This is a genomic window from Neorhizobium phenanthreniclasticum (assembly GCF_040066075.1).
Taxonomy (GTDB): domain Bacteria; phylum Pseudomonadota; class Alphaproteobacteria; order Rhizobiales; family Rhizobiaceae; genus Neorhizobium; species Neorhizobium petrolearium.
Genome location: NZ_JBEAAL010000006.1, coordinates 62,775 through 83,454, shown reverse-complemented (window position 1 = coordinate 83,454; position 20,680 = coordinate 62,775). Strand labels below are relative to the sequence as shown.

The window sequence follows — 20,680 nt, the reverse complement described above, 5'->3', positions numbered from 1 at the left end:
CACCATTCCATCCGAAGCTTACAGGATCGCGACAGGTCATGGTTCCTTCAAGGAAATGAATTGGTTCGGCTCAATCTATTCGTTTAGACCGGGGAAAAATAGAATAAATGATGGAAACACCCGCAATGGCCTCCGATACCACCCCTGCTATCATCAAGAACGAGGATACGCCGCGCGGTTTCGCGTTCGGGCTGACGGCCTATTTCCTCTGGGGTTTCCTCCCGTTCTATCTCAAGGCGGTCGCCCATATTCCCTCGCTCGAAGTTCTGGCGCATCGCGCGCTCTGGTCCGTTCCGGTCGCCGGTATCGTCCTCGTCGCGCTGCGCCGCACGGCCGACCTGAAGGTCGCGCTGAAGACACCGCGCATGCTGGGCATGGCCTGCCTGACCGCGACGATCATCATGGTCAACTGGGGCATCTATGTCTGGGCAGTCGCCGCCGGTCGCGCGCTGGATGCCGCGCTCGGTTATTTCATCAACCCGCTCTTCAGCGTCTTTCTCGCAGCCGTCATTCTCAAGGAGAAGCTGGCGCCCGCGCAGCTCGTGGCGATCGGCCTGGTCGTGGTAGCCGTCACGATTCTGACGATCGATGCCGGCGGCCTGCCGTGGGTGTCGATCGGACTTACCGTAACCTGGGGCTTCTATGCGCTTTTCCGCAAGACACTGCCGATCGGGCCGAACCAGGGCTTTTTCCTGGAAGTGTTGCTGATCAGCATTCCCTGCCTGCCCTATGTGGTCTGGCTCGAGGCCACCGGACAAGGCCATCTCCTCCATTCGACCGGCTGGGACACGTTCATCCTGGCGATAGCCGGCGTCGTCACCGCCGTTCCTCTGATGGTCTATGCCAACGGTGCCAAGCTCCTGACGCTCTCTACCATCGCGATCATGCAGTATATCGCGCCGACAATGATCTTCCTTATCGCAGTCTTCGCCTTCCACGAGCCACTCAGCCTCGTCAAGCTCGGTGCCTTCGTGCTGATCTGGGCGGCGCTGGCAATCTATACATGGTCGATGCTCAGGCAGGTGCGCGGGCGCTCGCTTTAAGGTACTGAGGCATATTCATGAAAATGAACGGGATTCTCTTCGGCACTACTGACTGGAGCGGCGTGCCGAAGGCCCGTCACGAGGGCGAGCGCGGCTTCGCGATCTGGCAGACTCGCCATTTCGGGGAGGTACGGGTGCGCATGGTCGAATATTCGCCCGGGTACCTGGCCGACCATTGGTGCGTCAAGGGACACATTCTGCTCTGCCTCGAAGGGGAGCTTGCGACCGAACTCGCGGATGGCCGTGTCTTCGTGCTGAAGCCGGGCATGAGCTATCAGGTGGCCGACGACGCAGAGCCGCACCGCTCCTCGACATCCGGCGGCGCGAAACTCTTCATCGTCGACTGAGGACCATCAGAGTTTTGAAATCACATCCTCCTCGCCATCGGACGGGGGACGGTCTTCGCCCTGCTCCAAGATCGCCGGGACGATCTGGTCCACTTCCGGGATGACCATGGGCTGGACGAGATGTGCGTGATGGACGAAGCCCTGCTCGCGCATGTGCCGGATGAGCTCGAGCATCGGGTCCCAGAAGCCGCCGATATTGGCGAAGACCATCGGTTTCTGATGCCGGCCGAGCTGTGCCCAGGTCATGATCTCGACGATCTCCTCCAGCGTACCGATGCCGCCCGGCAGGGTCACGAAAGCGTCAGCGCGCTCGAACATCTTATGCTTGCGTGCATGCATGTCCTCGGTCACAATCAGCTCGTTGAGCTGGCCGAGCGAGTGGCGCGTCGCCTCCATATCGACAAGAAACTCGGGAATGATGCCGGTGACCTGACCGCCGTTCGACAGAACGCCGGATGCGACCGCACCCATGATGCCCTTGGTGCCTCCACCGTAGACAAGCCGAAGCCCGTGGGCAGCAATGGATTTTCCGAGCGCACGGCCCGCCTCTATATAGGCGGGATCGCGTCCCGGCTGCGAACCGCAGTAAACGCAGATGGATCGAATCGGCAAGAGTTTTCTCCGTCAGGCATCCCAAAATGCGGGCAAGAACATGCCCCGGTCCGCGAAATTGGCGGGAAATGCCCGGAAGAGCAAGGGTTTATAACGTGAAAAGCTTGTGAAGGCAGGAGGAAAGGATTAATCCGATTATGCGACGGTAATTTGATCCGAATCCCTCCACTGGCAGGGATTCAGGACCCGTCGGGAGAGACTTTGATGATGAGAAACCGCGCCGGCTGGCTGGCCATCACCGCACTCGCCATAGCATCATTGCTGATGGTGTTCTTCGTATTGCCGCGAATCAACCACGACGCGAAGCCGGTCGGGGATGCGATCAATGCCGCGGGCAATGCCGTCAAGGAGGCGGTGACGGAAACGCAGCAGGCCACCAGGACGCCGGATACTTCAAAGCCTGCCGAACTGCAGGCTGCCGCTCCGCAGGCCGGAGCCCCGGCCGCCCAGCCTGCCACGCCTCAGTCTGATGCGACCAAGGCTAACGCCATGACGTCTCCCTCCTTCGACGTGCTGCGCGTCGAACCCGACGGCTCGACTGTCATTGCAGGGCGCGCCGAACCCCATTCCACGATCGAGGTAACGAACGGCACATCGGTCGTCGCCAAGGTGAATGTCGGCCCGAGCGGTGACTTCGCCGCCGTCCTCGACGAACCACTGCCGCCCGGCGACCACGAACTCGTGCTGAGAGCGACCGGCAAGGACGGCAAGGCGACGATATCCGAGGAGACCGCGACCGTTTCCGTCCCTGCCGACAAGAGCGGCAAGCTGCTCGCCATGGTGACCAAGCCGGGCAAGGCCAGCCGCGTGATCGCCATGCCGGCCCAGAACAAGCCCGCAGCTTCCGTTCCGGAGCAGCCGTCGCCTACGGTTCCCGCTGCTTCGGCCTCCGAAACCGCGACCTCGCCGGCAACCGCGCCTGCCGCATCGGTTGCGGACGCGACGACTGCGCTGCCAGCTCCTCCGGCAGGCTCATCCGGCCTTGCCTCCTCTGCACCGGACGTTGCGGCGCTCACACCGAACTCTCCGGCACCGGCTGGCGCTCTCGTCTCGTCCGAGCTGCATATCACCGCCGTCGAGATCGAGGGCAGCAAGATTTTCGTCGCCGGCGTTTCGAAGGCCGGCACGTCGCTGCGCGGCCAGGCCGACGGCAAGCTGATCGGCTCCGCAAAGGCCGGTCAGGACGGCAGCTTCATCATCGAAGGCAACATGGAACTTGCGGTCGGTGATCACCGGATTTCCGTCGAGGCGCTCAGCGCGACCGGCCAGGTTGTGGTCCGCGTCGAGGTGCCCTTCAATCGCCCGGCCGGCGAACAGGTCGCTGCCGTTGCCGCCCCGCAACAGGGGGGCAATGCCATGGTCACGCTCGACGACGCGGCCTTCGACAAGCTGCGCAACGAGACGGTACGCGCCTTCAACCTGCTGCGCGGCCTTTATGATGGCGGCAACATCCCATCCATGGAACAGATGATCGCCGCCCGGTCCGCCACTTCGATCGCGCTGAGATCGCTCAGCGAATACCGTCTGCCGGCCGATGCCGCGGCCGCCTCCCGCTCCGTCGCGGAGACCACGGCAAAAGATGCGGCAGCCGCCTTGGCCGCACTCGACGCGCTTCCGAAGGAAGTCGCCGCCGTCGGCGCCGGTCTCAAGGAAATCGCGGCAATGATCGCCAAGGCCGTCGGCCCGGTTATCGCCCAGCAATTGGCAGGCGTCGAAATGGCCGCGGTGGTCCCCGTTGCAGCGACGGATGCGAGCGGCGCGAAGACGATCCAGCAGGCGCCGCTGACCCAAAGCACCCGCAACTCGGTCATCATCCGCCGGGGCGATACGCTGTGGCAGATCTCCCGCCGCGTTTACGGCCAGGGCGTGCGCTACACGACGATCTATCTCGCCAACGAGGACCAGATCCGCAATCCCGACATCATCCAGCCGGGCCAGATCTTCGGCGTGCCGCAGGAATACCGGCCGGATTCGGAAGAGCTTCATCGCCAGCGGATGCTGCATAAGCGGTCTTGATCCCGCGTTCCCCCTCCCTGCCTGCGGTTGGGAGGGGATGAATTCCATGGGTCTCAATAATTCTTCGACCATTTCCCAATGGCTTAATCCCGCCATCGCCCCCGCCTCGTCCCCATATCCCGGAGCCAGGCGATAATCGTCGCGTCATCGGATGGAAACCGGGTTCTGGAACCGGTCGCCTTCCTGGGTTCGAAAGGCTTGGTTTCCGGTGATGGTCGACGAAGGCGGCAAGGGGGGCCTGACTATACCTCCCGAACCGCCTTGCACCGGCCGGGGCAGGCGGAAAACCTGACACCCAATATCATTGAAATGCCCCGCCTGCCCCATTCCCAGGCAAACCGCGCGGACGAGACGTCCGCGCGGGCGAAGGGATTCCCGCAGCCAATACATCGTCCATGTCAGGGTAATAGTTCCCGTCCGGATGCAAGGCATCATCGGATGTCTGCGGCTTCATCCCATAAGCAGGATCACGCCGTAGATCATCGCCGCCCACATCGCCAGTGAGACCGCAACCATCAGCAGGAAGTTTCGAAAGCGCGATGTCATAAGGCATAGTACGGCCATTTTCCGGCAGCTTCACCGTGGCTATAAGGCGTAAGAAGCCGCTGGCATTTCCTCCCGGTCCATACGGCCTGCCACTTCACGGCCGACGACATCGCATCTCCCGCAAGCCGGAACTTTCATCAAACCGTCATTGCAACATTCCGCATCGGACCTTATGTGCCGGATGGCGTTTGACACGCCCCGCGCGGAGATATCGATGGCAGGACAGAAAAAGACCGTATCGGCGGATGCGAGCAATCCGCTCGGCACCCTCGTCAACCTGTGGCCCTATATGTGGCCCGAGGGCCGCGCGGATCTGAAGGCACGGGTTCTCTGGGCGACCCTCTTCCTCTTCATCGCCAAGCTGGTGCTGCTCGCCGTTCCCTATTTTTTCAAATGGGCGACGGATGCGCTGAACGGCAGGCTCGACATGCAGGGCCTCCTGCCCGCCTTCCTGCTCGGCGCCGTGGTCCTCGTCATCGCCTATAACTTCACCCGCATCCTGCAGCTCGGACTGAACCAGCTTCGCGATTCGCTGTTTGCTTCGGTCGGGCAATATGCGGTGCGCCAGCTAGCCTACAGGACATTCGTGCACATGCATCAGCTTTCCTTGCGCTTCCATCTGGAGCGCAAGACAGGCGGGCTGTCACGCATCATCGAGCGCGGCACCAAGGGTATCGAGACGATCGTCCGCTTCACGATCCTCAATTCCGTGCCGACGCTGCTCGAATTCCTGCTGACCGCGATCATCTTCTGGGCGGCCTACGGCTTCTGGTACGTGGCGGTCACCGCCGTTACCGTCTGGCTCTATATCTGGTTCACGATCAAGGCGAGCGACTGGCGGATTTCCATTCGGCGTTCGATGAACGACAGCGACACCGACGCAAACACCAAGGCGATCGACTCGCTTTTGAATTTCGAGACGGTCAAATATTTCGGCAACGAGGAGATGGAGGCGCGGCGCTTCGACGTCTCCATGGCGCGCTACGAAAAGGCCGCGACGGACGTCTGGACCTCGCTCGGCTGGCTGAACTTCGGCCAGGGTGTCATCTTCGGCATCGGACAGACGGTGATGATGGTCATGTCGGCGCTTGCGGTCCAGCGCGGCGACCAGACGATCGGCGATTTCGTCTTCGTCAATGCGCTGCTCATGCAGCTCGCCGTGCCGCTCAATTTCATCGGCTTCGTCTATCGCGAAATCCGCCAGGGGCTCACCGATATCGAACAGATGTTCGAGCTTCTGGAAGTGGAGCCGGAAGTGGTGGACAAGCCGGATGCCAGGGCACTGGATATCCGCAAGGGCGCCATCGCCTTCAAGGACGTCCATTTCTCCTATGATCCGGAACGGCCGATCCTGAAGGGTGTCTCCTTCGACGTGCCGGCGGGCAAGACGGTGGCGATCGTCGGCCCCTCGGGAGCGGGCAAATCGACGATCTCCCGCCTGCTCTACCGCTTCTACGATATCCAGGACGGCGCGATCACCATCGACGGGCAGGACGTACGGGACATCACGCAGCAGTCGCTGCGCGCCGCGATCGGCATGGTGCCGCAGGATACGGTGCTCTTCAACGACACGATCGCCTACAACATCCGTTATGGCCGGCCCTCCGCCACGGACGAGGACGTTCAAACGGCAGCCGAAGTGGCGCAGATCGGCCATTTCATCCACACCCTGCCGGAAGGTTTCGCCACCAAGGTGGGCGAACGGGGCCTGAAGCTCTCCGGCGGCGAGAAACAGCGCGTCGCGATCGCCCGCACGATCCTCAAAGCTCCGCCGATCCTCATCCTCGACGAGGCGACCTCGGCGCTCGACACGACGACCGAGCACGAGATCCAGTCGGCGCTGGACACTGTTTCGAAGAACCGCACGACGCTCGTCATCGCCCACCGGCTGTCGACCGTCATCCATGCGGACGAGATCATCGTGCTGCGCGACGGCCAGATCGCCGAGCGCGGCACGCATGCAGCACTTCTCGAAGCGGACGGGCTTTATGCCTCGATGTGGAACCGCCAGCGCGAGGCGGTGCAGGCCGAAGAACAGCTCCGGAAAGTACGCGAAAGCGACGATCTCGGCATCGTGCTGCGCGGCCAGCCGGCGGCGGAATAGCGATCACGAGGAAAACAAATGCGATATTCTTGGAAGAGAATGGCGGTGTTCGGCAGCGTGGCGCTTGCCTATCTGCTCGTGCTGGCATTCTACGGCTCGCCGCTGCTGGCACTCACGACGTGGCTGGGACTGGTGAAGCCGTAATCTGAAACGAAGCGATCCACATCACGAAGGAAGGCAGGAGATATCGCATCGAAGCCGCGGCATGATCTCATGCCGGAGGAAATGAGCAAAATATTTGCATTCGCCGTTTTTCTTCGCAGTTTTCTTCCAATCAAAGCGTCCTAATTTCTGGCATCTAGGGTCGGAAACCAAATGCCAGCAAAGCACTGCTGAAAGGATGACGAAAATGATCCGGTTGAAAACCATTGTCGCTGCAGCCCTCATTCAGGCGGCGGCGATCGTTCCCTCCCTCGCCGGCGAAAACCTTGGCGCCATCAAGTCGGCCGGCGTCCTGAAGATCGGCACCGAGGGAACCTATGCGCCCTTCACCTATCACGATCAAAGCGGCAAGCTCGTCGGCTTCGACGTCGAGATCGGCGAGGCCGTTGCCGCGAAGCTCGGCGTCAAACCGGAATTCATCGAGGGCAAGTGGGACGGCCTGATCGCGGGCCTCGATGCAAAGCGCTACGACACGGTCATCAACCAGGTGGGCATCACCGAAGCGCGCAAGCAGAAGTACGACTTCTCCGACCCCTACATCGCCTCCAAGGCGGTGCTGATCGTCCGTGCGGACAATGACGACATCAAGGGCTTTGCCGATCTCAAGGGCAAGAAGTCGGCCCAGTCGCTGACCAGCAATTTCGGCAAGCTCGCCGAGCAGTCCGGTGCCGAACTCGTCGGCACGGACGGTTTCGACCAGTCGATCCAGCTTGTGCTGACGCGTCGCGCCGACGCCACGGTCAACGACAGCCTCTCCTTCCTCGATTTCAAGAAGCAGAAGCCCGATGCTCCGGTGAAGATCGCTGCCGAGCAGCAAAACGCCGACTATTCCGGCATCATCATCCGCAAGGGTGAACCGGAACTGCTGGAAGCCATCAACAAGGCCCTTACCGACATCAAGGCCGATGGCACCTACCAGGAGATTTCCGAGAAGTATTTCGGACAGGATGTGTCCAAATAAAGGGAGCGGTTTCCGGTTTCCGCAAACTGCACTAATTGAAGACATTCAAAGCGTCCGGCGGCTGCGCCGGACGCGCTGTTTTTGAGGGCCACACCTTGCCGCACTGGCTTCAACTGATGTCGGATTCACTTCCGATGCTTTTATGGGCGGGCATCAAGTTCACCGTCCCGCTGACCTTGCTTTCCTTCACCTTCGGCCTGATCCTCGGCCTCGTGACGGCGGTCACCCGCCTGTTCGGGCCCAATCCCCTTGCGCTGATCGCGCGATTTTATGTGTGGGTGATCCGCGGCACGCCGCTATTGGTGCAACTTTTCGTGATCTTCTACGGCCTTCCGAGCATCGGCATCCTGCTCGATGCCTTCCCGGCGGCGCTGATCGGCTTCACGCTCAATATCGGCGCCTACAGTTCCGAGATCATCCGGGCGGTCATCTCCTCCGTCCCGAAGGGGCAATGGGAAGCGGCCTATTCGATCGGCATGACATGGCGGCAGGCGATGGGCCGGACGGTCCTGCCGCAGGCCGCACGGGTCGCGGTGCCGCCGCTCTCCAACACCTTCATTTCACTCGTCAAGGATACCTCGCTTGCGGCCGCGATTACCGTGCCGGAGCTTTTCCAGGCGGCCCAGCGCATCGTCGCCACCACTTACGAACCGCTTATCCTCTATATCGAAGCTGCCCTCATCTATCTCGTGCTGAGTTCCGTCCTCTCATCGCTGCAGGACAGGCTGGAAAAGCGCTTCGCCCGCTATGGCGGCATGCTGGAGGCAAATAGATGATCGAGCTTTCCCATATCGAAAAAAGCTTCGGCGATACCGCCGTCCTGAAGGACATCAGCATCCGCATTCCGGAGGGCAGCGTCACCGCGCTCGTCGGCCCGTCCGGCGGCGGGAAAAGCACGCTTCTGCGCTGCATCAACCTTCTGGAAATCCCGACCGCCGGTTCCGTGCGCATCGGCGACGAAAAGCTCGATTTCAACCCCGGCAGGAAGGTCAGCTGGCAGGCGATACAGAAAATCCGCCGCCAGACCGGCATGGTGTTTCAGAATTTCCAGCTCTTTCCACACCAAACAGCAATCGAGAACGTCATGGAGGGGCTGATCACCGTCTTGAAGTGGCCGCGCGAGAAGGCACAGGCCCGCGCCATGGAACTGCTGACCAAGGTGGGCATGGCGCACAAGGCGGATGCCTGGCCCTCCACACTCTCCGGTGGACAGCAGCAGCGCGTGGCGATCGCCCGGGCGCTTGCACCTTCTCCGCGCGTTCTCCTTTGCGACGAACCGACATCAGCACTCGATCCCGAACTTTCCGCAGAGGTAGTGGATGTGCTGGGACGGCTTGCGAAGGAAGGAACAACCATGGTCATGGCAACGCACGACCTGCGCCTTGCCTCGCAGATCGCCAATCATGTCGTCTTCCTGGAAAACGGCAGCGTGGTCGAATCGGGCAGTGCCCAGGCGATCTTCAACTCCCCGAAACACGAGCGCACGCGACGGTTCGTTTCATCGATCAATGCGGCGCAGGGGCTTTCGCCGGGTTGATCGGACAGATGGGTGGCTCAACGCCACCGCGCGTCATCAACAAAGCCTGAAGTTGCGGCAGCGGAACCGCATTGCCGGTAAAGCGGTTTTTCTGTAGTCAGGTCCGGCTGACCAGCAGGAGAACCAGGTTGATCAATCTCTTCGACACCATCCGCAACACGCTCGTGCCGATCCATAAGGAAGGCTATATCTTCGTGGCGGCCTTTTTCATCGCCTCGCTGATTCTCGGCTATATCGCTGAACCGCTGTTCTGGATCGGGCTTATCCTGACGCTCTGGTGCGCCTATTTCTTCCGCGATCCAGAGCGCGCCGTGCCCCAGGACGACGATCTCGTCCTGAGCCCCGCCGACGGGAAGATTTCGCATGTCGCCATGGTCGTGCCACCGGCTGAACTCGAACTCGGCTCCGAGCCGATGCTGCGCATCTCCGTGTTCATGAACGTCTTCGACTGCCACATCAACCGCTCGCCCGTACGCGGCCAGGTCTCCCGCATCGAATACCGCCCCGGCCAGTTCATCAACGCCGAACTCGACAAGGCGAGCGAGGACAACGAGCGCAACGGGCTTGTCATCGAAACCCGCCACGGCAAGATCGGTGTCGTGCAGATCGCCGGCCTCGTGGCGCGGCGCATCGTTTGCTGGGTGAAGTCCGGCGAGCCGGTGAATGCCGGGGAGCGCTTCGGGCTGATCCGCTTCGGCTCCAGGCTCGATGTCTTCGTGCCATCCGGCGCTGAGCCGCGCGTTTCCATCGGCCAGATCGCCATCGGCGGCGAGACCGTGCTTGCGGAATTCGGCTCGTCCAAGGGCCCGACCATCAGCCGCCGCACATGAAAGAGGGACGAGAAAACCGCATGGAGACGCCCGCTTCGCCCCCGCAGCAGAACGAACCGAACCGTCCGAACGACGAGGCCCGCGGTCCGCGCCTGCGCGAAATCCCGATCCGGCTGATGGTGCCGAACCTCATCACCGCGCTCGCCATCTGCGCAGGACTGACGGGCATCCGGCTCGCCTTTGAAGGACGTTACGAACTCGCCGTCGTCATGGTGCTCGCAGCCGCCTTCCTGGACGGTATCGACGGGCGCGTGGCGCGGCTGCTCAAGGCAACGTCGAAATTCGGCGTGCAGATGGATTCACTTGCCGACATCATCAATTTCGGCGTGGCGCCAGCGCTGGTCTCCTACGCCTTCCTGCTCGACAACGCCCGTTCGTTCGGGTGGATTGCAGCGCTCCTCTATGCGATCGCCGCCGGGCTTCGTCTCGCCCGCTTCAACGTCATGGCGGAACGGGAAGTGAAGGCGCCGTGGCAATCGGAATTTTTTGTCGGCGTCCCGGCTCCGATGGGGGCCATGCTGGTGCTGCTGCCGGTCTATCTGGGCTTCCTCGGCGTCGAGCCTACCCCCCTCTTCGTCTATGGAAGCGTCGCCTATACGGTGCTGATCGGCTACCTGCTCGTCTCCCGCCTGCCGGTCTGGTCCGGCAAGTCGAGCCGCATCCGCCGCGATCTCATGCTGCCGATCCTGCTCGGCGTCGTGCTCTATGTGGCGCTGCTGATGAGTTACACCTGGCAGGTGCTGTCCGTCACCGTCATCGCCTATCTCTGCGTGCTGCCCTTCAGCGCGCGGGCCTGGCAGCGTCGCTACGGCACGATTACAATCGAGGATGACGGCACGAGCGTCTGAAGACTCGCACCTGACAGGCTGCAACTTCCGCGCAACAGTTTCCGGCAAGACGACAGTTCCGTGAAGGGCTGGCGACGACACCGGCTTGTTGGTCACGATTCCGCCCGGTTTCATGGGAAAAGCCGCGATGGACGCAACCGAATCGCGCGTATGAAGAGAGAGCCATGAGCACCGAAAAGCCAGCCAAGAAAACCGAGACCAAGCAGGACATCACCCCACCTCACCGCCCCCTGGCGCTCAAGGCCGTCGTTGCCGCCGCACTGATGCTGAAGCGCAAGCCGAAGCTCAACCCGACCGGCTAAAGCCCGCCTTCATTCCTATTTGCCGCCGACGAAGCTCAAAAGCAGCCCGAGCGCGAGCAGGCCCATCACAACGCCGATGACGACATCCAGGACCCGCCAGGCGGCGGGTCTGGCAAAGAGCGGCGCCAGAAATCGCGCGCCGTAACCGAGCCCGAAGAACCACAGGAACGAGGCGATCGCCGCACCGGCGCCGTAGGCCACGCGTTCCGTCCCCTCGAAGGCCGCCGACAAGCTGCCGAGCAGCACGACCGTATCCAGATAGACATGCGGATTGAGAAAGGTGAAGGCGAGGCAGGTCAGGACCGCCGCCTTCAGCCCCATCGGTTCCGGCGCGCCGGCCACCATGGCGCCGGGCTTTGCCGCGCGGCGGAAGGCCATGACGGAATAGGTGCCGAGGAAGACGGCGCCGCAAAGCGTCACCACCTGGATCAGCACTGGCGATTGCGAGACAATCGTGCCGAGGCCGCCGACGCCTGCGGCGATCAACAATGCATCCGAAAGCGCGCAGATCAGGCAAAGAATGAAGACATGGCTGCGGATCAGGCCTTGCCGCAGGATAAAGGCGTTCTGGGCGCCGATCGCGACAATGAGCGACCCACCGAGCGCAAGACCGGAAAAACCGGCGGAAAACAGGTTCATGGAAGCATCCGTTTGAAGAAAGCCGAAGGATCAGAAGAGCGACATCTGCGAGGAGTCCGGTTTCGCCTTCTTCGGCGGCTCCTCTTCCGGCGGGCTGACCGCCACCGGCTTCTGCAGGTCCGGCCCCATGTTGGAAACCTTGTTGACGAGGTCGGAAACCGGCAACGCCTCGAAGAAATCCTCCTGAACCGGCCGCATCAGGTCGGCCACCTCGCGTGGTTCGCGCGTCTTGCAATCGAGCCAGCGCTCGAAATCCTCCGGCGCGATGACGACCGGCATGCGCTCGTGGATATGACGGATCGTGGCATTTGCCCCGGTCGTCATGATCGCCGCGGTATCGACTTCCGAACCGTCGGCCGACGACCAGGTCTCCATCAGCCCGGCAAAGGCGATGACGCCTCCCTTTTTCGGGCGCACCCAATAGGCCTGCGGCTTGACGCCCGTCTCCTTCGGCGGGCGGCGCCATTCGTAAAAGCCGGTCGCGGGGATCAGGATGCGGCGGTGGCGCATGGCGGCGCGGAAGGAGGCCTTGCCGATCGCCGTTTCGGAGCGCGCGTTGATCAGCAGCGGAAACTCCTTCGGGTCCTTAACCCAGCCGGGAATGAAGCCCCAGCGGGCGAGGAATGCGCGGCGCTCCGGCAGGTTGCTGCCGGGCTCACGCCGTTCCGACGACATCACGACGAGGATCGGTTGCGTCGGCGCAATGTTGTAGCGGGCCGGGAAATCGTCGAGATCCGCCAGATCGAAGAATTCCGAAATCTCTTTGGGAGTGGCCGTCAGGGCGTAGCGTCCGCACATGAGAACCTAGATGGCATCGGGCTTGCGAAGGGTCAAGCGGGTCTAGGCGCTTCTCGGACCGAAGAGGATAATCGCGCCGCCTGCCAGGCAGACCGCAACGCCAAGCACATCCCAGCGATCCGGCACCTGTGCCTCCACCGCCCAGAGCCAGAGGATGGAGGCGAGGATATAGATGCCGCCATAGGCCGCGTAGGTGCGTCCCGCCGCCTCGCTCGGCACCAGTGCCAGCACCCAGGCGAAGAGGACAAGCGACACCATGCCCGGCGCCAGCCACCAGACGGGCTTTCCAAGCCGGAGCCAGGCCCAGAAGGCAAAGCAGCCGGCGATCTCGGCAAGGGCAGCTAAGGCGTAGAGGGCGTAGGTTTTCATGATGTTCCTATTCGAAGTCGCGGGGCTTCACGTCCTGTGCCATGTGCATGACACGAAGGATCACGATTCGGTCGGGATAGGATCGATAGTAGATGCAGCGCTGCCGATAGGGAAAGCTGCGAAGCCCGGGCGAGATGTAATCACGCGGAGAACCGGTGAAATCCACTTCTGCAATCCAAGCGATCTTGGCCGTTATGTCGGCCATAAATTCCCGCGCATAATAAAAGCTGCTTTCCGCAATATAGCGGCGGATATCGCGCAGGTCCTGACGCGCCAGGGGGGCAACGATAAGGCGTTTCGGGCCGCTAATGATTGTCGCCTTCATTCATGACGTCGGCGAGCAGATCGGCGCTCGATGCATATTCCTTGCCGAGGCCTGCTTCGATTTCCGCGTCCGCGGCATGAATTGCTTGCCTTAGCGATTGCATCCGCATCTCGTAATCCGCAAGCATCCGAATGCCGGCCCGGACGGCTTCCGTCTCCGTCCCGAAACGGCCGCTCCTCACCAGATCGGACAGGATTCCGTCATAGGTATCTCCAAGAGAGAATGTTTTCGCACGTGCCATCGTCTGCTCCTTCGCTTGAAGCATACGGTAAATTACAATACTTTTACAATATCGGTATATAAAATCCCAGCGCAACAGGTTCATTCGATTCGATGTAAATTTCTTGCTTACACCCATTGACGGAATGTAAGCTAGATACTTACATATCTCATGATCAAGTCATTCAGGAACAAGGCACTCGCTGCCCTGTTCGAGACGGGCAAAACGGGTAAGATCGACGCAAAGATGCACAAACGTATCCTTGTGCGTTTGGACCGCCTCGAAGCGGCGGAACGCCCGGAGGATATGAATTTGCCGGGATTTGATTTTCATGCCCTGCAGGGCTTCAACCCGACACGCTATACTATCCATGTCAACGGACCATGGTGCATAACATTCGAGTTCGACGGCAAGAATGCCGCCCGTCGATTTCGAGCAGTATCACTGAGGGCGGGATCCGGGATCAATAACCATGGCTGAGTATGAAGCGAAAAGGCCCATTCAGCGCTGCCCGTCCCATCCCGGCGCGCTGCTCGAGGAGATTATCCCGGCAACGGGAAAGACGAAGGTGGAGATTGCCGAACTGCTGGGCATCTCGCGCCAGCAACTCTACGATATTCTGCGGGAGCGTAAACCTGTTTCGCCGAACGTCGCCGCCCGGCTCGGCAAGATGTTCGGCGACGGCGCGGCCATCTGGCTGCGCATGCAGGCTGCTTATGATGCCTGGCATGCGGAGCGCGAGGTGGATGTCAGCAACATTCCGACACTGAATGCGGCATGAAGCAAAGCTTCGCGACCGATGAGAGACGATAGTATGCCCCCGCAACCTGCATCCTCCGCCATTCTCGAACGGGAAGGCCGGTTCCTGTTGATCCGGCGGATCAATCCGCCATCCGCCGATCTGTTCGCCTTTCCGGGCGGGCGCGCCGAGCCCGGCGAAATGCCGGACCAGACGGCACTCAGGGAATTCTTCGAGGAGACCGGCATTGCGGCCCGCAATCCCATTCTGTTCGCGACCTACGACATCAGGGGCGGCAAAGACGACGGCAGACATTTCTTCCTCTCGGTCTTTCGCGTCGAGGCGGATGCCGACACCGAGGCGATAGCCGCCGACGATGCCGCCGATCCCGGCTGGTATACGGTCGAAGAAATCCGCCTGCTTCCGGTGCCGCCAAGCGTGCTCGAATGCGCCGAAAGGCTGGCGGCGGAACTGAATGCCCGGTAAGAGATGCCGATACGCCGGGACTCGTTCATGAAGCACAGTTTGCGATTCGCCCTCACTCTCCTGTTGCCGGTTCTGGTAGCGGCGCCTCTCGCCGCCCAGACAACCAAGCAGCCAGCGGCGAAACCGCAGTCAACCCTTCCTCCCCCACAACCACCGGCGGAGGAAAAACCGGCGCCTTATGAAGCGCAACTCACCCGCCTTGCAGAGGTTCTGGGATCGATCCAATACCTCAGGGCGCTCTGCGGCGCACCGGGCTCCGACTGGCGCGCCGCCATGCAGCAACTGCTGGATACCGATACGGCGAACGAACCCAAGCGTCGTGAGAAACTGACCGCCGCCTTTAACCGTGGCTATCGTTCCTTTGCTGCCGTCCACACGTCCTGCACGGACGCGGCAAGGATCGCGGAGGAGCGATACCGTAACGAAGGCGCAACACTTGCCACAGAAATTGCCGCGCGCTTCGGAAATTAGAGGATTATTTACCTCTTTTCACAGGAGGCCGTGTCGTTTTGATAAAAGGCTGATAAAGTTTTTAACGGGCTAGTAATCAAACGGGCACCGAGGACGAGAGAATGCAAGCAGGCCGCAATGACATCGACGACATGATTGTGCATGAGAAGATGCAGGCTGCCTTGGAATATCAGAGTGAAGCCTGGGCCGACGGTCGGGCTGACGGTATCGAAACGGAGATCATCGCCGACGCAGCCCTGGTGCTTGCCATGCGGGAAACCATCCGAATCCATGGCGAGACCGGTGCCGAAGCCATGCTTGAATCGCTTCGGACCCGCATGCTTGCAGGCGAGTTCTCCCCCGAGCGCACGGTCCAGTAAACAATCGAGGTTTCCCATGCGCGGCGCAGCGGAAACGACCATGCCCCAAACCTTCATTCGCCTTTCCATGGCGGTGCTGTTTGCCGTTGGCGTCACGGCGGCCGGCAGTCACGCCTTTGCCTTTTCCGAACTCTCACCGGGTGTCGAATCTCCTCGGGAGCCTCAGCGCTCCCAAAAGGTGGAAAACCTCGAAGCCTTCGAGGGTACGACGCTGCCCCAGCCAGGCCCGGCAATCGATCGATCGGCACAGGTCGACGAGAAATCGACCGACGCGCCCGATACCGATGCCGGCAAGACCGTACCCGACGACAACACGCCGCTCGAAATCATTCACGACATGTCGACCCTGCCGGCGCCGGTCAAACAGATGCGCGAGCAGATCGTCGAAGCTGCCGCCTCCGGCGATATCGAGCGGTTGCGCTCGCTGATCGGAACCGGAGCCGACCAGACCCAGGTGATGAACGGCGAAAGCGATGATCCGATCGAGACGCTGAAAGGCTTCTCCGGTGATCCGGACGGTCAGGAAATCCTGGCGATCCTGCTCGACATCCTTTCGACGAGTGCTGCCCATTTTGATACCGGCACGCCGGACGAGACCTATGTCTGGCCCTATTTCACCGGCAAGTCGCTTGCCACGCTGACCCCGCCGGAGCGTGTCGACCTGCTCCGTATCGTCACGGCCGGTGATCTCGCGGGCATGGAAGAAAACGGCAACTACAACTTCTTCCGCGTCGGCATCACGCCGGACGGCAAATGGAAGTTCTTCTCCGGCGGCGATTGAGCGATTGTGGGCTCGCAGAGCGGTTGCTCTTTTCAGCCACCCCCTCACCAACAACATCTACGACTGAGCTGCGGCTCAAGATCGGGATTGCCACGATCGCTCACGGAATCTGCGTCTTCGCTCCGTTGATTCAGCCAGCGGCACGACTTGTCCCCGCCCCGCGAAAGACTTAACTCTCAGTTTCAGAACAACCGGATTCCCATGCCATGTCCGCCGCCTATCTTCCAACGCGAAGCCTGATCCGCCTTTCCGGCAAGGATGCACAGGATTTCCTGCAGGGGCTGATCACCACCGATATCGATGGACTGCCCGAAAACGAGGCGCGGCCGGGCGCGCTTTTAACCCCGCAAGGCAAGATCCTCTTCGACTTCATCGTCTGGCGGGATGGCGACGGTTTCGTGATCGAAACCGATGCCGACCAGCGGGAAGCACTCGTCCGGCGGCTCACCATGTACAAGCTGCGCGCGGCGGTCGACATCGCGCCCGATGCCGCGGAAGGCGTCACGGTCTTCTGGGGCGACGACGCGGACAAGGGAGGCGTAAAGGACGCCGCCTTCGAGAAAGCCGGAATCGCGCTTGTCCGCGTGCCGGGCAAACAGGCCGGGGGACAGGAAGAGGCCTATCATGCGCTCCGCGTCGACGCAGGTCTCACGCTCTCCGGCCATGATTACGCATTGCAGGACGCCTTTCCGCATGACGTCCTGCTTGACCTTGCGGGCGGGCTTTCCTTCCGCAAGGGCTGCTATGTCGGCCAGGAAGTCGTCTCCCGCATGCAGCATCGCGGCTCGGCGCGGCGACGCGTAGCGCTGGTTTCAGGCGATGAGCAGTTGCCTCGCTCCGGCACGGAGATCATCGCCGGCGGCAAGACCGTCGGCACCCTCGGCTCGGTTGCCGGTAACAAGGGGCTTGCGATCGTCCGCATCGACCGCGTTGGCGATGCCCTGGCGCGTGGCCTGCCGCTGATCGCCGGCGATGTGCAGGTGACGCTGACGCTGCCGGAATGGACGGGACTTTCCTTCCCCGTCGAGGCGGAAGAGGCCGAACCGTGACAGCAGCCAAGACTCCTGGCTCGATTTCCGCCCGTGCGGCCCGCGCCTGGCAGCGCATGCTGTCGGGACGACGGCTCGACCTGCTCGACCCCTCTCCGCTCGACGTCGAAATCTCCGACATCGCCCATGGGCTTGCCCGCGTCGCCCGCTGGAACGGCCAGACACGCGGCGATCATGCCTTTTCCGTCGCCCAGCACTGCCTCGTGGTGGAGGAGATTTTTCGCCGCTGCAATGAACCCTGCACGGCGGAGGCGTTGCAGATGACGCTGCTGCACGATGCGCCGGAATATGTCATCGGCGACATGATTTCGCCGTTCAAGTCGGTTGTCGGCGGCGACTACAAGGCCGTCGAGCAGAGGCTCGAAGCGGCCGTCCACCTGCGCTTCGGCCTGCCGCCGCATCCCTCCCGCGAACTCAAGGCACTGATCAAGAAGGCCGATACGATCGCCGCCTTTTTCGAGGCGACCGAGCTTGCCGGCTTTTCCGTTGCCGAAGCGCGGAAATTCTTCGGCCAGCCGCGCGGCATTACCTGCGACATGCTGCCGATCGAGCCCATGCCGGCAACCGAAGCGCAGCAGCGCTTTCTCGATCGCTTCCACGAGATCGAGGCGGAGCGGGCGGCAGACAAGAGAGCGAGTAAAGCCTCATGACGGGGATCGTCGTTTGCCCGCTTGCAAGCATCGCCCAAATGGCGGTCCGGCACCGCGCCCGGGAAATGGTGAGCCTGATCGCCGAGAAGCAGGACTTCCATCGGCCGGGCGTCATTTCCCCGAACCGCCACCTGAAGCTTGCGATGAACGATATCGGCTTTGCCGGAACGGGCGACCTGGTGGCGCCGAGCGAAACGCATGTGGAAAGCCTGATCGGCTTCGTGCGGAACTGGGACCAGTCGGCACCGATCATCATCCATTGCTGGATGGGCGTTTCCCGCTCGCCGGCCGCGGCGGTAATCGCCGCCCTTTCGCTCCACCCCGAAGAGGACGATTTCACGCTCGCCAGACGGCTGCGTGAAGCGGCGCCGCATGCGACACCGAATCCCCGGCTGATCGAGATCGGCGACCGGATGCTGAACCGCGGCGGCCGGCTGATCGCCGCCATCAAGGGCATCGGGCGCGGCGCGGAGACGGATGGCAGGGCATCCTTCGTGCTTGCACTAAGCCCCCGCAATGAAGCCAAAAGTTGAATTTTCATAATTGGTTAGCCTGAGGCCGAAAAGCTCGTTTTTTATCTTGACCTCGCTGCTTTCTGCGCCAAATACCGCCGAGCCAGATACCGGGAAGAGATTCCAGACCCTCAGGTAGCTTCCCGCAGCATTTCCGGTAAGAGCGGACCTCCGGCTCCTCAAGGAGCGGACGAGCCGGCGATGGCGCGGGCCTGAAGGAAAGGATGCATCGGGTCCGGCTTTACGAGGAGCCGGACCCGATGCGCACCTCAATGCGACATGGACGAACGGTGCGCCCAGCCGGTCATGCGCATCTCGATCCAGGCCATCAGCGCGTACATGGCGATGCCTTCGACCGCGAGCGCCAGGAGGCCTGCGAAGACGAGAGGCACGTTGAACTGGCTCTGCGCCGAGCTCATCATGTAGCCGAGCCCGTAATTCGAGGCGACCGTTTCGGACACAACGGAACCGACGAAGGCGAGCGTGATGGCGATCTTCAGCGAACCGAAAAAGTAAGGCATGGAGCGCGGAATGCCGACCTTCAGCATGATGTCCATCTTCTTCGCGCCGAGCGCGCGCAAGACATCTTCGGTTTCCGGCTCGATCGTCGCCAGCCCCGTCGCGACGTTGACGACGATCGGGAAGAAGGAAATCAGGAAGGCGGTCAGCACCGCCGGAACGGCGCCGATGCCGAACCAGATGACCAGGATCGGCACGAGCGCCACTTTCGGGATCGCGTTGAAGCCGATCATCAGCGGATAGAGCCCGGCATAGATGGTCTTGGACCAGCCGACGAAGAGGCCGAGCCCGAGCCCCGCCACCACAGCGATCGCAAAGCCCACGGTGGTCGTATAGAGAGTCTGCAGCGAGTTCTTCCAGATCGGCGACCAGTATTGCAGGATCGCCTCAAAGACGCGGGTCGGCGCCGGCAGGATGGTGGGCGGCATGTCGAGCACCATCACCAGCAGTTCCCAGAGGACGAAAAGGCCGAGCGTGTAAAGCCAGGGCGCGAGACTCCTCCAGTTGACGCGGGCCAGGAGCGGCCTGGCAGACGCCGGCGCGGAAGCGTTGTCCGATACTGCGCTCATGCGACCACCCTCGCGCTGGCAATCTCGCCGTGCAGTTCATGCACCATGTCGTTGAAGCCTTTTTCGTACATGACGTCGAGATCGCGAGGCCTGGCGAAGGGCACGACATGCTCCTTCAACACCCGGCCGGGACGCGCGCTCATCACGAAGATGCGGTCGGCGAGGAAGGTCGCCTCGCGCAGGTCGTGGGTGACAAGGATGATGGTGACGCCCTGCGCGGCATGCAGGTCGCGGATGACGCACCAGAGCTCCTCGCGAGTGAAGGCGTCGAGCGCGCCGAAGGGCTCGTCGAGCATCAGAAGTTCCGGCTCGTGGATCAGCGCACGGCAGAGATTGGCACGCTGCTGCATGCCGCCGGAAAGCTGCCAGGGAAATTTCGAACCGAAGCCCTTGAGACCGACGGTTTCCAGAAGATGTTCTGCCTTCTCGACATATTCCTTTTTATGGGCACGAAGCCGGTGGCGGTGCTTTTCGACGATTTCCAGCGGCAGCAGGATGTTGTCGAGCGTGGTGCGCCAGGGCAGCATGGTCGGGTTCTGGAAGGCCATGCCGACGATCGAGACAGGCTCGGTCACCTGGCTGCCCGCGACGATCACCACGCCGCTCTGCGGGATATGCAGGCCGGTGACGAGCTTCATCAGGGTCGACTTGCCGCAGCCGGACGGGCCGACGACGGCGGCGAACTCTCCCTTGTCGACCTTCATCGTGAGGCCGGCAACCGCAAGCGTGCCGTTTGCGCCGCCATAGCGCATGTCGACATTGTCAATGGAAACGAGGTGGGCCATTTGGTTTTCTCTGTTTGGGCAATCGGGATGGGCACCCCCTCACCTGAAAAATCTAGCACTTAGCTTTCAGCTAAGATGCTGATTTTTCTTCCTCCCCCACC

At 61.7% G+C, this 20,680-nt stretch carries 27 protein-coding genes and 1 pseudogene; 20 read left to right on the top strand and 8 right to left on the bottom strand.

Going from position 1 to position 20,680, the window contains the following annotated elements:
- Positions 1–125 precede the first annotated feature (125 nt).
- On the top strand, positions 126–1,043 hold the full coding sequence (rarD, locus tag ABK249_RS10435) for an EamA family transporter RarD (protein ID WP_037150898.1): 918 nt from the start codon (positions 126–128) through the stop codon (positions 1,041–1,043).
- A 17-nt stretch (positions 1,044–1,060) separates the two neighbouring features.
- A complete protein-coding gene (locus ABK249_RS10430; protein WP_348862817.1) occupies positions 1,061–1,390 on the top strand; it encodes a DHCW motif cupin fold protein in 330 nt (109 codons plus the stop codon).
- A gap of 6 nt (positions 1,391–1,396) precedes the next feature.
- Here ABK249_RS10430 and ABK249_RS10425 read toward each other — a convergent pair whose 3' ends face one another.
- Complete coding sequence (locus ABK249_RS10425; RefSeq protein WP_227702342.1) at positions 1,397–2,002, bottom strand: LOG family protein; 606 nt, start codon at positions 2,000–2,002, stop codon at positions 1,397–1,399.
- A 204-nt stretch (positions 2,003–2,206) separates the two neighbouring features.
- Here ABK249_RS10425 and ABK249_RS10420 point away from each other — a divergent pair, with 204 nt between their 5' ends.
- The 9 genes from ABK249_RS10420 to ABK249_RS10380 all read left to right on the top strand — a co-directional run bounded on the left by ABK249_RS10420 (position 2,207) and on the right by ABK249_RS10380 (position 11,308).
- Positions 2,207–4,018, top strand: a complete 1,812-nt coding sequence (locus ABK249_RS10420) for an Ig-like domain-containing protein (RefSeq protein WP_348862816.1) — start codon at positions 2,207–2,209, stop codon at positions 4,016–4,018.
- Positions 4,019–4,778: 760 nt separating this feature from the next.
- The gene (locus ABK249_RS10415) at positions 4,779–6,668 is read left to right on the top strand and encodes an ABCB family ABC transporter ATP-binding protein/permease (RefSeq protein ID WP_037150455.1); all 1,890 of its coding nucleotides are present in this window, start codon (positions 4,779–4,781) and stop codon (positions 6,666–6,668) included.
- An 18-nt stretch (positions 6,669–6,686) separates the two neighbouring features.
- Complete coding sequence (locus ABK249_RS10410; RefSeq protein ID WP_265105666.1) at positions 6,687–6,812, top strand: hypothetical protein; 126 nt, start codon at positions 6,687–6,689, stop codon at positions 6,810–6,812.
- A gap of 205 nt (positions 6,813–7,017) precedes the next feature.
- The gene (locus ABK249_RS10405; protein ID WP_348862815.1) at positions 7,018–7,791 is read left to right on the top strand and encodes an amino acid ABC transporter substrate-binding protein; all 774 of its coding nucleotides are present in this window, start codon (positions 7,018–7,020) and stop codon (positions 7,789–7,791) included.
- Between the two features lie 95 nt (positions 7,792–7,886).
- Positions 7,887–8,567, top strand: a complete 681-nt coding sequence (locus tag ABK249_RS10400; protein WP_348862889.1) for an amino acid ABC transporter permease — start codon at positions 7,887–7,889, stop codon at positions 8,565–8,567.
- Positions 8,564–9,328 carry an amino acid ABC transporter ATP-binding protein gene (locus ABK249_RS10395; RefSeq protein WP_227702338.1) on the top strand — a complete coding sequence of 255 codons (765 nt, stop codon included), beginning with the start codon at positions 8,564–8,566 and terminating at the stop codon, positions 9,326–9,328. The genes ABK249_RS10400 and ABK249_RS10395 overlap by 4 nt, the downstream gene beginning before the upstream one ends.
- 131 nt (positions 9,329–9,459) lie before the next feature.
- Positions 9,460–10,158, top strand: coding sequence for a phosphatidylserine decarboxylase (locus ABK249_RS10390; protein ID WP_037150884.1), 699 nt, complete (start codon positions 9,460–9,462; stop codon positions 10,156–10,158).
- A gap of 20 nt (positions 10,159–10,178) precedes the next feature.
- Positions 10,179–11,006, top strand: a complete 828-nt coding sequence (gene pssA / locus ABK249_RS10385; RefSeq protein WP_348862814.1) for a CDP-diacylglycerol--serine O-phosphatidyltransferase — start codon at positions 10,179–10,181, stop codon at positions 11,004–11,006.
- A gap of 164 nt (positions 11,007–11,170) precedes the next feature.
- Entirely contained in the window at positions 11,171–11,308 is a 138-nt protein-coding gene (locus ABK249_RS10380) for a hypothetical protein (protein WP_200883950.1), read from the top strand.
- Positions 11,309–11,323: 15 nt separating this feature from the next.
- Here ABK249_RS10380 and ABK249_RS10375 read toward each other — a convergent pair whose 3' ends face one another.
- From ABK249_RS10375 to ABK249_RS10355, 5 genes are read right to left on the bottom strand one after another with little or no spacing between them, the layout of a single operon-like run.
- Complete coding sequence (locus ABK249_RS10375) at positions 11,324–11,941, bottom strand: LysE/ArgO family amino acid transporter (RefSeq protein ID WP_348862888.1); 618 nt, start codon at positions 11,939–11,941, stop codon at positions 11,324–11,326.
- A 36-nt stretch (positions 11,942–11,977) separates the two neighbouring features.
- Positions 11,978–12,745, bottom strand: coding sequence for an SOS response-associated peptidase (locus tag ABK249_RS10370; protein ID WP_227702335.1), 768 nt, complete (start codon positions 12,743–12,745; stop codon positions 11,978–11,980).
- Positions 12,746–12,787: 42 nt separating this feature from the next.
- A complete protein-coding gene (locus ABK249_RS10365) occupies positions 12,788–13,114 on the bottom strand; it encodes a YnfA family protein (RefSeq protein WP_037150444.1) in 327 nt (108 codons plus the stop codon).
- A 7-nt stretch (positions 13,115–13,121) separates the two neighbouring features.
- On the bottom strand, positions 13,122–13,439 hold the full coding sequence (locus ABK249_RS10360; protein WP_037150442.1) for a type II toxin-antitoxin system RelE/ParE family toxin: 318 nt from the start codon (positions 13,437–13,439) through the stop codon (positions 13,122–13,124).
- Positions 13,420–13,680 (bottom strand): type II toxin-antitoxin system ParD family antitoxin, encoded by a 261-nt coding sequence (locus ABK249_RS10355; protein WP_037150882.1) that lies wholly within the window; start codon positions 13,678–13,680, stop codon positions 13,420–13,422. The genes ABK249_RS10360 and ABK249_RS10355 overlap by 20 nt, the downstream gene beginning before the upstream one ends.
- 150 nt (positions 13,681–13,830) lie before the next feature.
- Here ABK249_RS10355 and ABK249_RS10350 point away from each other — a divergent pair.
- The 9 genes and pseudogenes from ABK249_RS10350 to ABK249_RS10310 all read left to right on the top strand — a co-directional run bounded on the left by ABK249_RS10350 (position 13,831) and on the right by ABK249_RS10310 (position 18,727).
- Positions 13,831–14,107: pseudogene (locus ABK249_RS10350) on the top strand (type II toxin-antitoxin system RelE/ParE family toxin).
- A 24-nt stretch (positions 14,108–14,131) separates the two neighbouring features.
- Positions 14,132–14,440: a HigA family addiction module antitoxin gene (locus tag ABK249_RS10345; protein ID WP_348862813.1), complete on the top strand. Its 309-nt coding sequence runs from the start codon at positions 14,132–14,134 to the stop codon at positions 14,438–14,440.
- A gap of 33 nt (positions 14,441–14,473) precedes the next feature.
- Positions 14,474–14,884, top strand: a complete 411-nt coding sequence (locus tag ABK249_RS10340; protein ID WP_348862812.1) for an NUDIX hydrolase — start codon at positions 14,474–14,476, stop codon at positions 14,882–14,884.
- 27 nt (positions 14,885–14,911) lie between these two features.
- Entirely contained in the window at positions 14,912–15,355 is a 444-nt protein-coding gene (locus ABK249_RS10335; protein ID WP_348862811.1) for a TIGR02301 family protein, read from the top strand.
- Between the two features lie 101 nt (positions 15,356–15,456).
- Positions 15,457–15,714, top strand: coding sequence for a hypothetical protein (locus ABK249_RS10330; RefSeq protein ID WP_037150430.1), 258 nt, complete (start codon positions 15,457–15,459; stop codon positions 15,712–15,714).
- Positions 15,715–15,754: 40 nt separating this feature from the next.
- Positions 15,755–16,495: a hypothetical protein gene (locus ABK249_RS10325; protein ID WP_348862810.1), complete on the top strand. Its 741-nt coding sequence runs from the start codon at positions 15,755–15,757 to the stop codon at positions 16,493–16,495.
- A gap of 206 nt (positions 16,496–16,701) precedes the next feature.
- A complete protein-coding gene (gene ygfZ, locus ABK249_RS10320) occupies positions 16,702–17,544 on the top strand; it encodes a CAF17-like 4Fe-4S cluster assembly/insertion protein YgfZ (RefSeq protein WP_037150423.1) in 843 nt (280 codons plus the stop codon).
- Between the two features lie 56 nt (positions 17,545–17,600).
- Positions 17,601–18,194 carry a YfbR-like 5'-deoxynucleotidase gene (locus ABK249_RS10315; RefSeq protein WP_244446885.1) on the top strand — a complete coding sequence of 198 codons (594 nt, stop codon included), beginning with the start codon at positions 17,601–17,603 and terminating at the stop codon, positions 18,192–18,194.
- The gene (locus ABK249_RS10310) at positions 18,191–18,727 is read left to right on the top strand and encodes a tyrosine phosphatase family protein (protein WP_227702330.1); all 537 of its coding nucleotides are present in this window, start codon (positions 18,191–18,193) and stop codon (positions 18,725–18,727) included. Before ABK249_RS10315 ends, ABK249_RS10310 begins: the two co-directional genes overlap by 4 nt.
- Before the next feature lie 248 nt (positions 18,728–18,975).
- Here ABK249_RS10310 and ABK249_RS10305 read toward each other — a convergent pair whose 3' ends face one another.
- Entirely contained in the window at positions 18,976–19,794 is an 819-nt protein-coding gene (locus tag ABK249_RS10305; protein ID WP_037150416.1) for an ABC transporter permease, read from the bottom strand.
- The gene (locus tag ABK249_RS10300; RefSeq protein WP_227702328.1) at positions 19,791–20,579 is read right to left on the bottom strand and encodes an ABC transporter ATP-binding protein; all 789 of its coding nucleotides are present in this window, start codon (positions 20,577–20,579) and stop codon (positions 19,791–19,793) included. The genes ABK249_RS10305 and ABK249_RS10300 overlap by 4 nt, the downstream gene beginning before the upstream one ends.
- Between the last annotated feature and the right edge of the window lie 101 nt (positions 20,580–20,680).

Excerpts from the sequence above, each read along its gene's own strand:
- ABK249_RS10345 (WP_348862813.1), top strand. The coding sequence starts at position 14,132 with ATGGCTGAGTATGAAGCGAAAAGGCCCATTCAGCGCTGCCCGTCCCAT.
- ABK249_RS10315 (WP_244446885.1), top strand. The coding sequence starts at position 17,601 with ATGCTGTCGGGACGACGGCTCGACCTGCTCGACCCCTCTCCGCTCGAC.
- ABK249_RS10360 (WP_037150442.1), bottom strand. The coding sequence starts at position 13,439 with ATGAAGGCGACAATCATTAGCGGCCCGAAACGCCTTATCGTTGCCCCC.
- ABK249_RS10340 (WP_348862812.1), top strand. The coding sequence starts at position 14,474 with ATGCCCCCGCAACCTGCATCCTCCGCCATTCTCGAACGGGAAGGCCGG.
- ABK249_RS10410 (WP_265105666.1), top strand. The coding sequence starts at position 6,687 with ATGCGATATTCTTGGAAGAGAATGGCGGTGTTCGGCAGCGTGGCGCTT.
- ABK249_RS10380 (WP_200883950.1), top strand. The coding sequence starts at position 11,171 with ATGAGCACCGAAAAGCCAGCCAAGAAAACCGAGACCAAGCAGGACATC.
- ABK249_RS10330 (WP_037150430.1), top strand. The coding sequence starts at position 15,457 with ATGCAAGCAGGCCGCAATGACATCGACGACATGATTGTGCATGAGAAG.
- ABK249_RS10365 (WP_037150444.1), bottom strand. The coding sequence starts at position 13,114 with ATGAAAACCTACGCCCTCTACGCCTTAGCTGCCCTTGCCGAGATCGCC.
- ABK249_RS10325 (WP_348862810.1), top strand. The coding sequence starts at position 15,755 with ATGCCCCAAACCTTCATTCGCCTTTCCATGGCGGTGCTGTTTGCCGTT.
- ABK249_RS10310 (WP_227702330.1), top strand. The coding sequence starts at position 18,191 with ATGACGGGGATCGTCGTTTGCCCGCTTGCAAGCATCGCCCAAATGGCG.
- rarD (WP_037150898.1), top strand. The coding sequence starts at position 126 with ATGGCCTCCGATACCACCCCTGCTATCATCAAGAACGAGGATACGCCG.
- ABK249_RS10430 (WP_348862817.1), top strand. The coding sequence starts at position 1,061 with ATGAAAATGAACGGGATTCTCTTCGGCACTACTGACTGGAGCGGCGTG.
- ABK249_RS10335 (WP_348862811.1), top strand. The coding sequence starts at position 14,912 with ATGAAGCACAGTTTGCGATTCGCCCTCACTCTCCTGTTGCCGGTTCTG.
- ABK249_RS10420 (WP_348862816.1), top strand. The coding sequence starts at position 2,207 with ATGATGAGAAACCGCGCCGGCTGGCTGGCCATCACCGCACTCGCCATA.
- ABK249_RS10305 (WP_037150416.1), bottom strand. The coding sequence starts at position 19,794 with ATGAGCGCAGTATCGGACAACGCTTCCGCGCCGGCGTCTGCCAGGCCG.
- pssA (WP_348862814.1), top strand. The coding sequence starts at position 10,179 with ATGGAGACGCCCGCTTCGCCCCCGCAGCAGAACGAACCGAACCGTCCG.
- ABK249_RS10355 (WP_037150882.1), bottom strand. The coding sequence starts at position 13,680 with ATGGCACGTGCGAAAACATTCTCTCTTGGAGATACCTATGACGGAATC.
- ABK249_RS10395 (WP_227702338.1), top strand. The coding sequence starts at position 8,564 with ATGATCGAGCTTTCCCATATCGAAAAAAGCTTCGGCGATACCGCCGTC.
- ygfZ (WP_037150423.1), top strand. The coding sequence starts at position 16,702 with ATGTCCGCCGCCTATCTTCCAACGCGAAGCCTGATCCGCCTTTCCGGC.
- ABK249_RS10300 (WP_227702328.1), bottom strand. The coding sequence starts at position 20,579 with ATGGCCCACCTCGTTTCCATTGACAATGTCGACATGCGCTATGGCGGC.
- ABK249_RS10370 (WP_227702335.1), bottom strand. The coding sequence starts at position 12,745 with ATGTGCGGACGCTACGCCCTGACGGCCACTCCCAAAGAGATTTCGGAA.
- ABK249_RS10405 (WP_348862815.1), top strand. The coding sequence starts at position 7,018 with ATGATCCGGTTGAAAACCATTGTCGCTGCAGCCCTCATTCAGGCGGCG.
- ABK249_RS10415 (WP_037150455.1), top strand. The coding sequence starts at position 4,779 with ATGGCAGGACAGAAAAAGACCGTATCGGCGGATGCGAGCAATCCGCTC.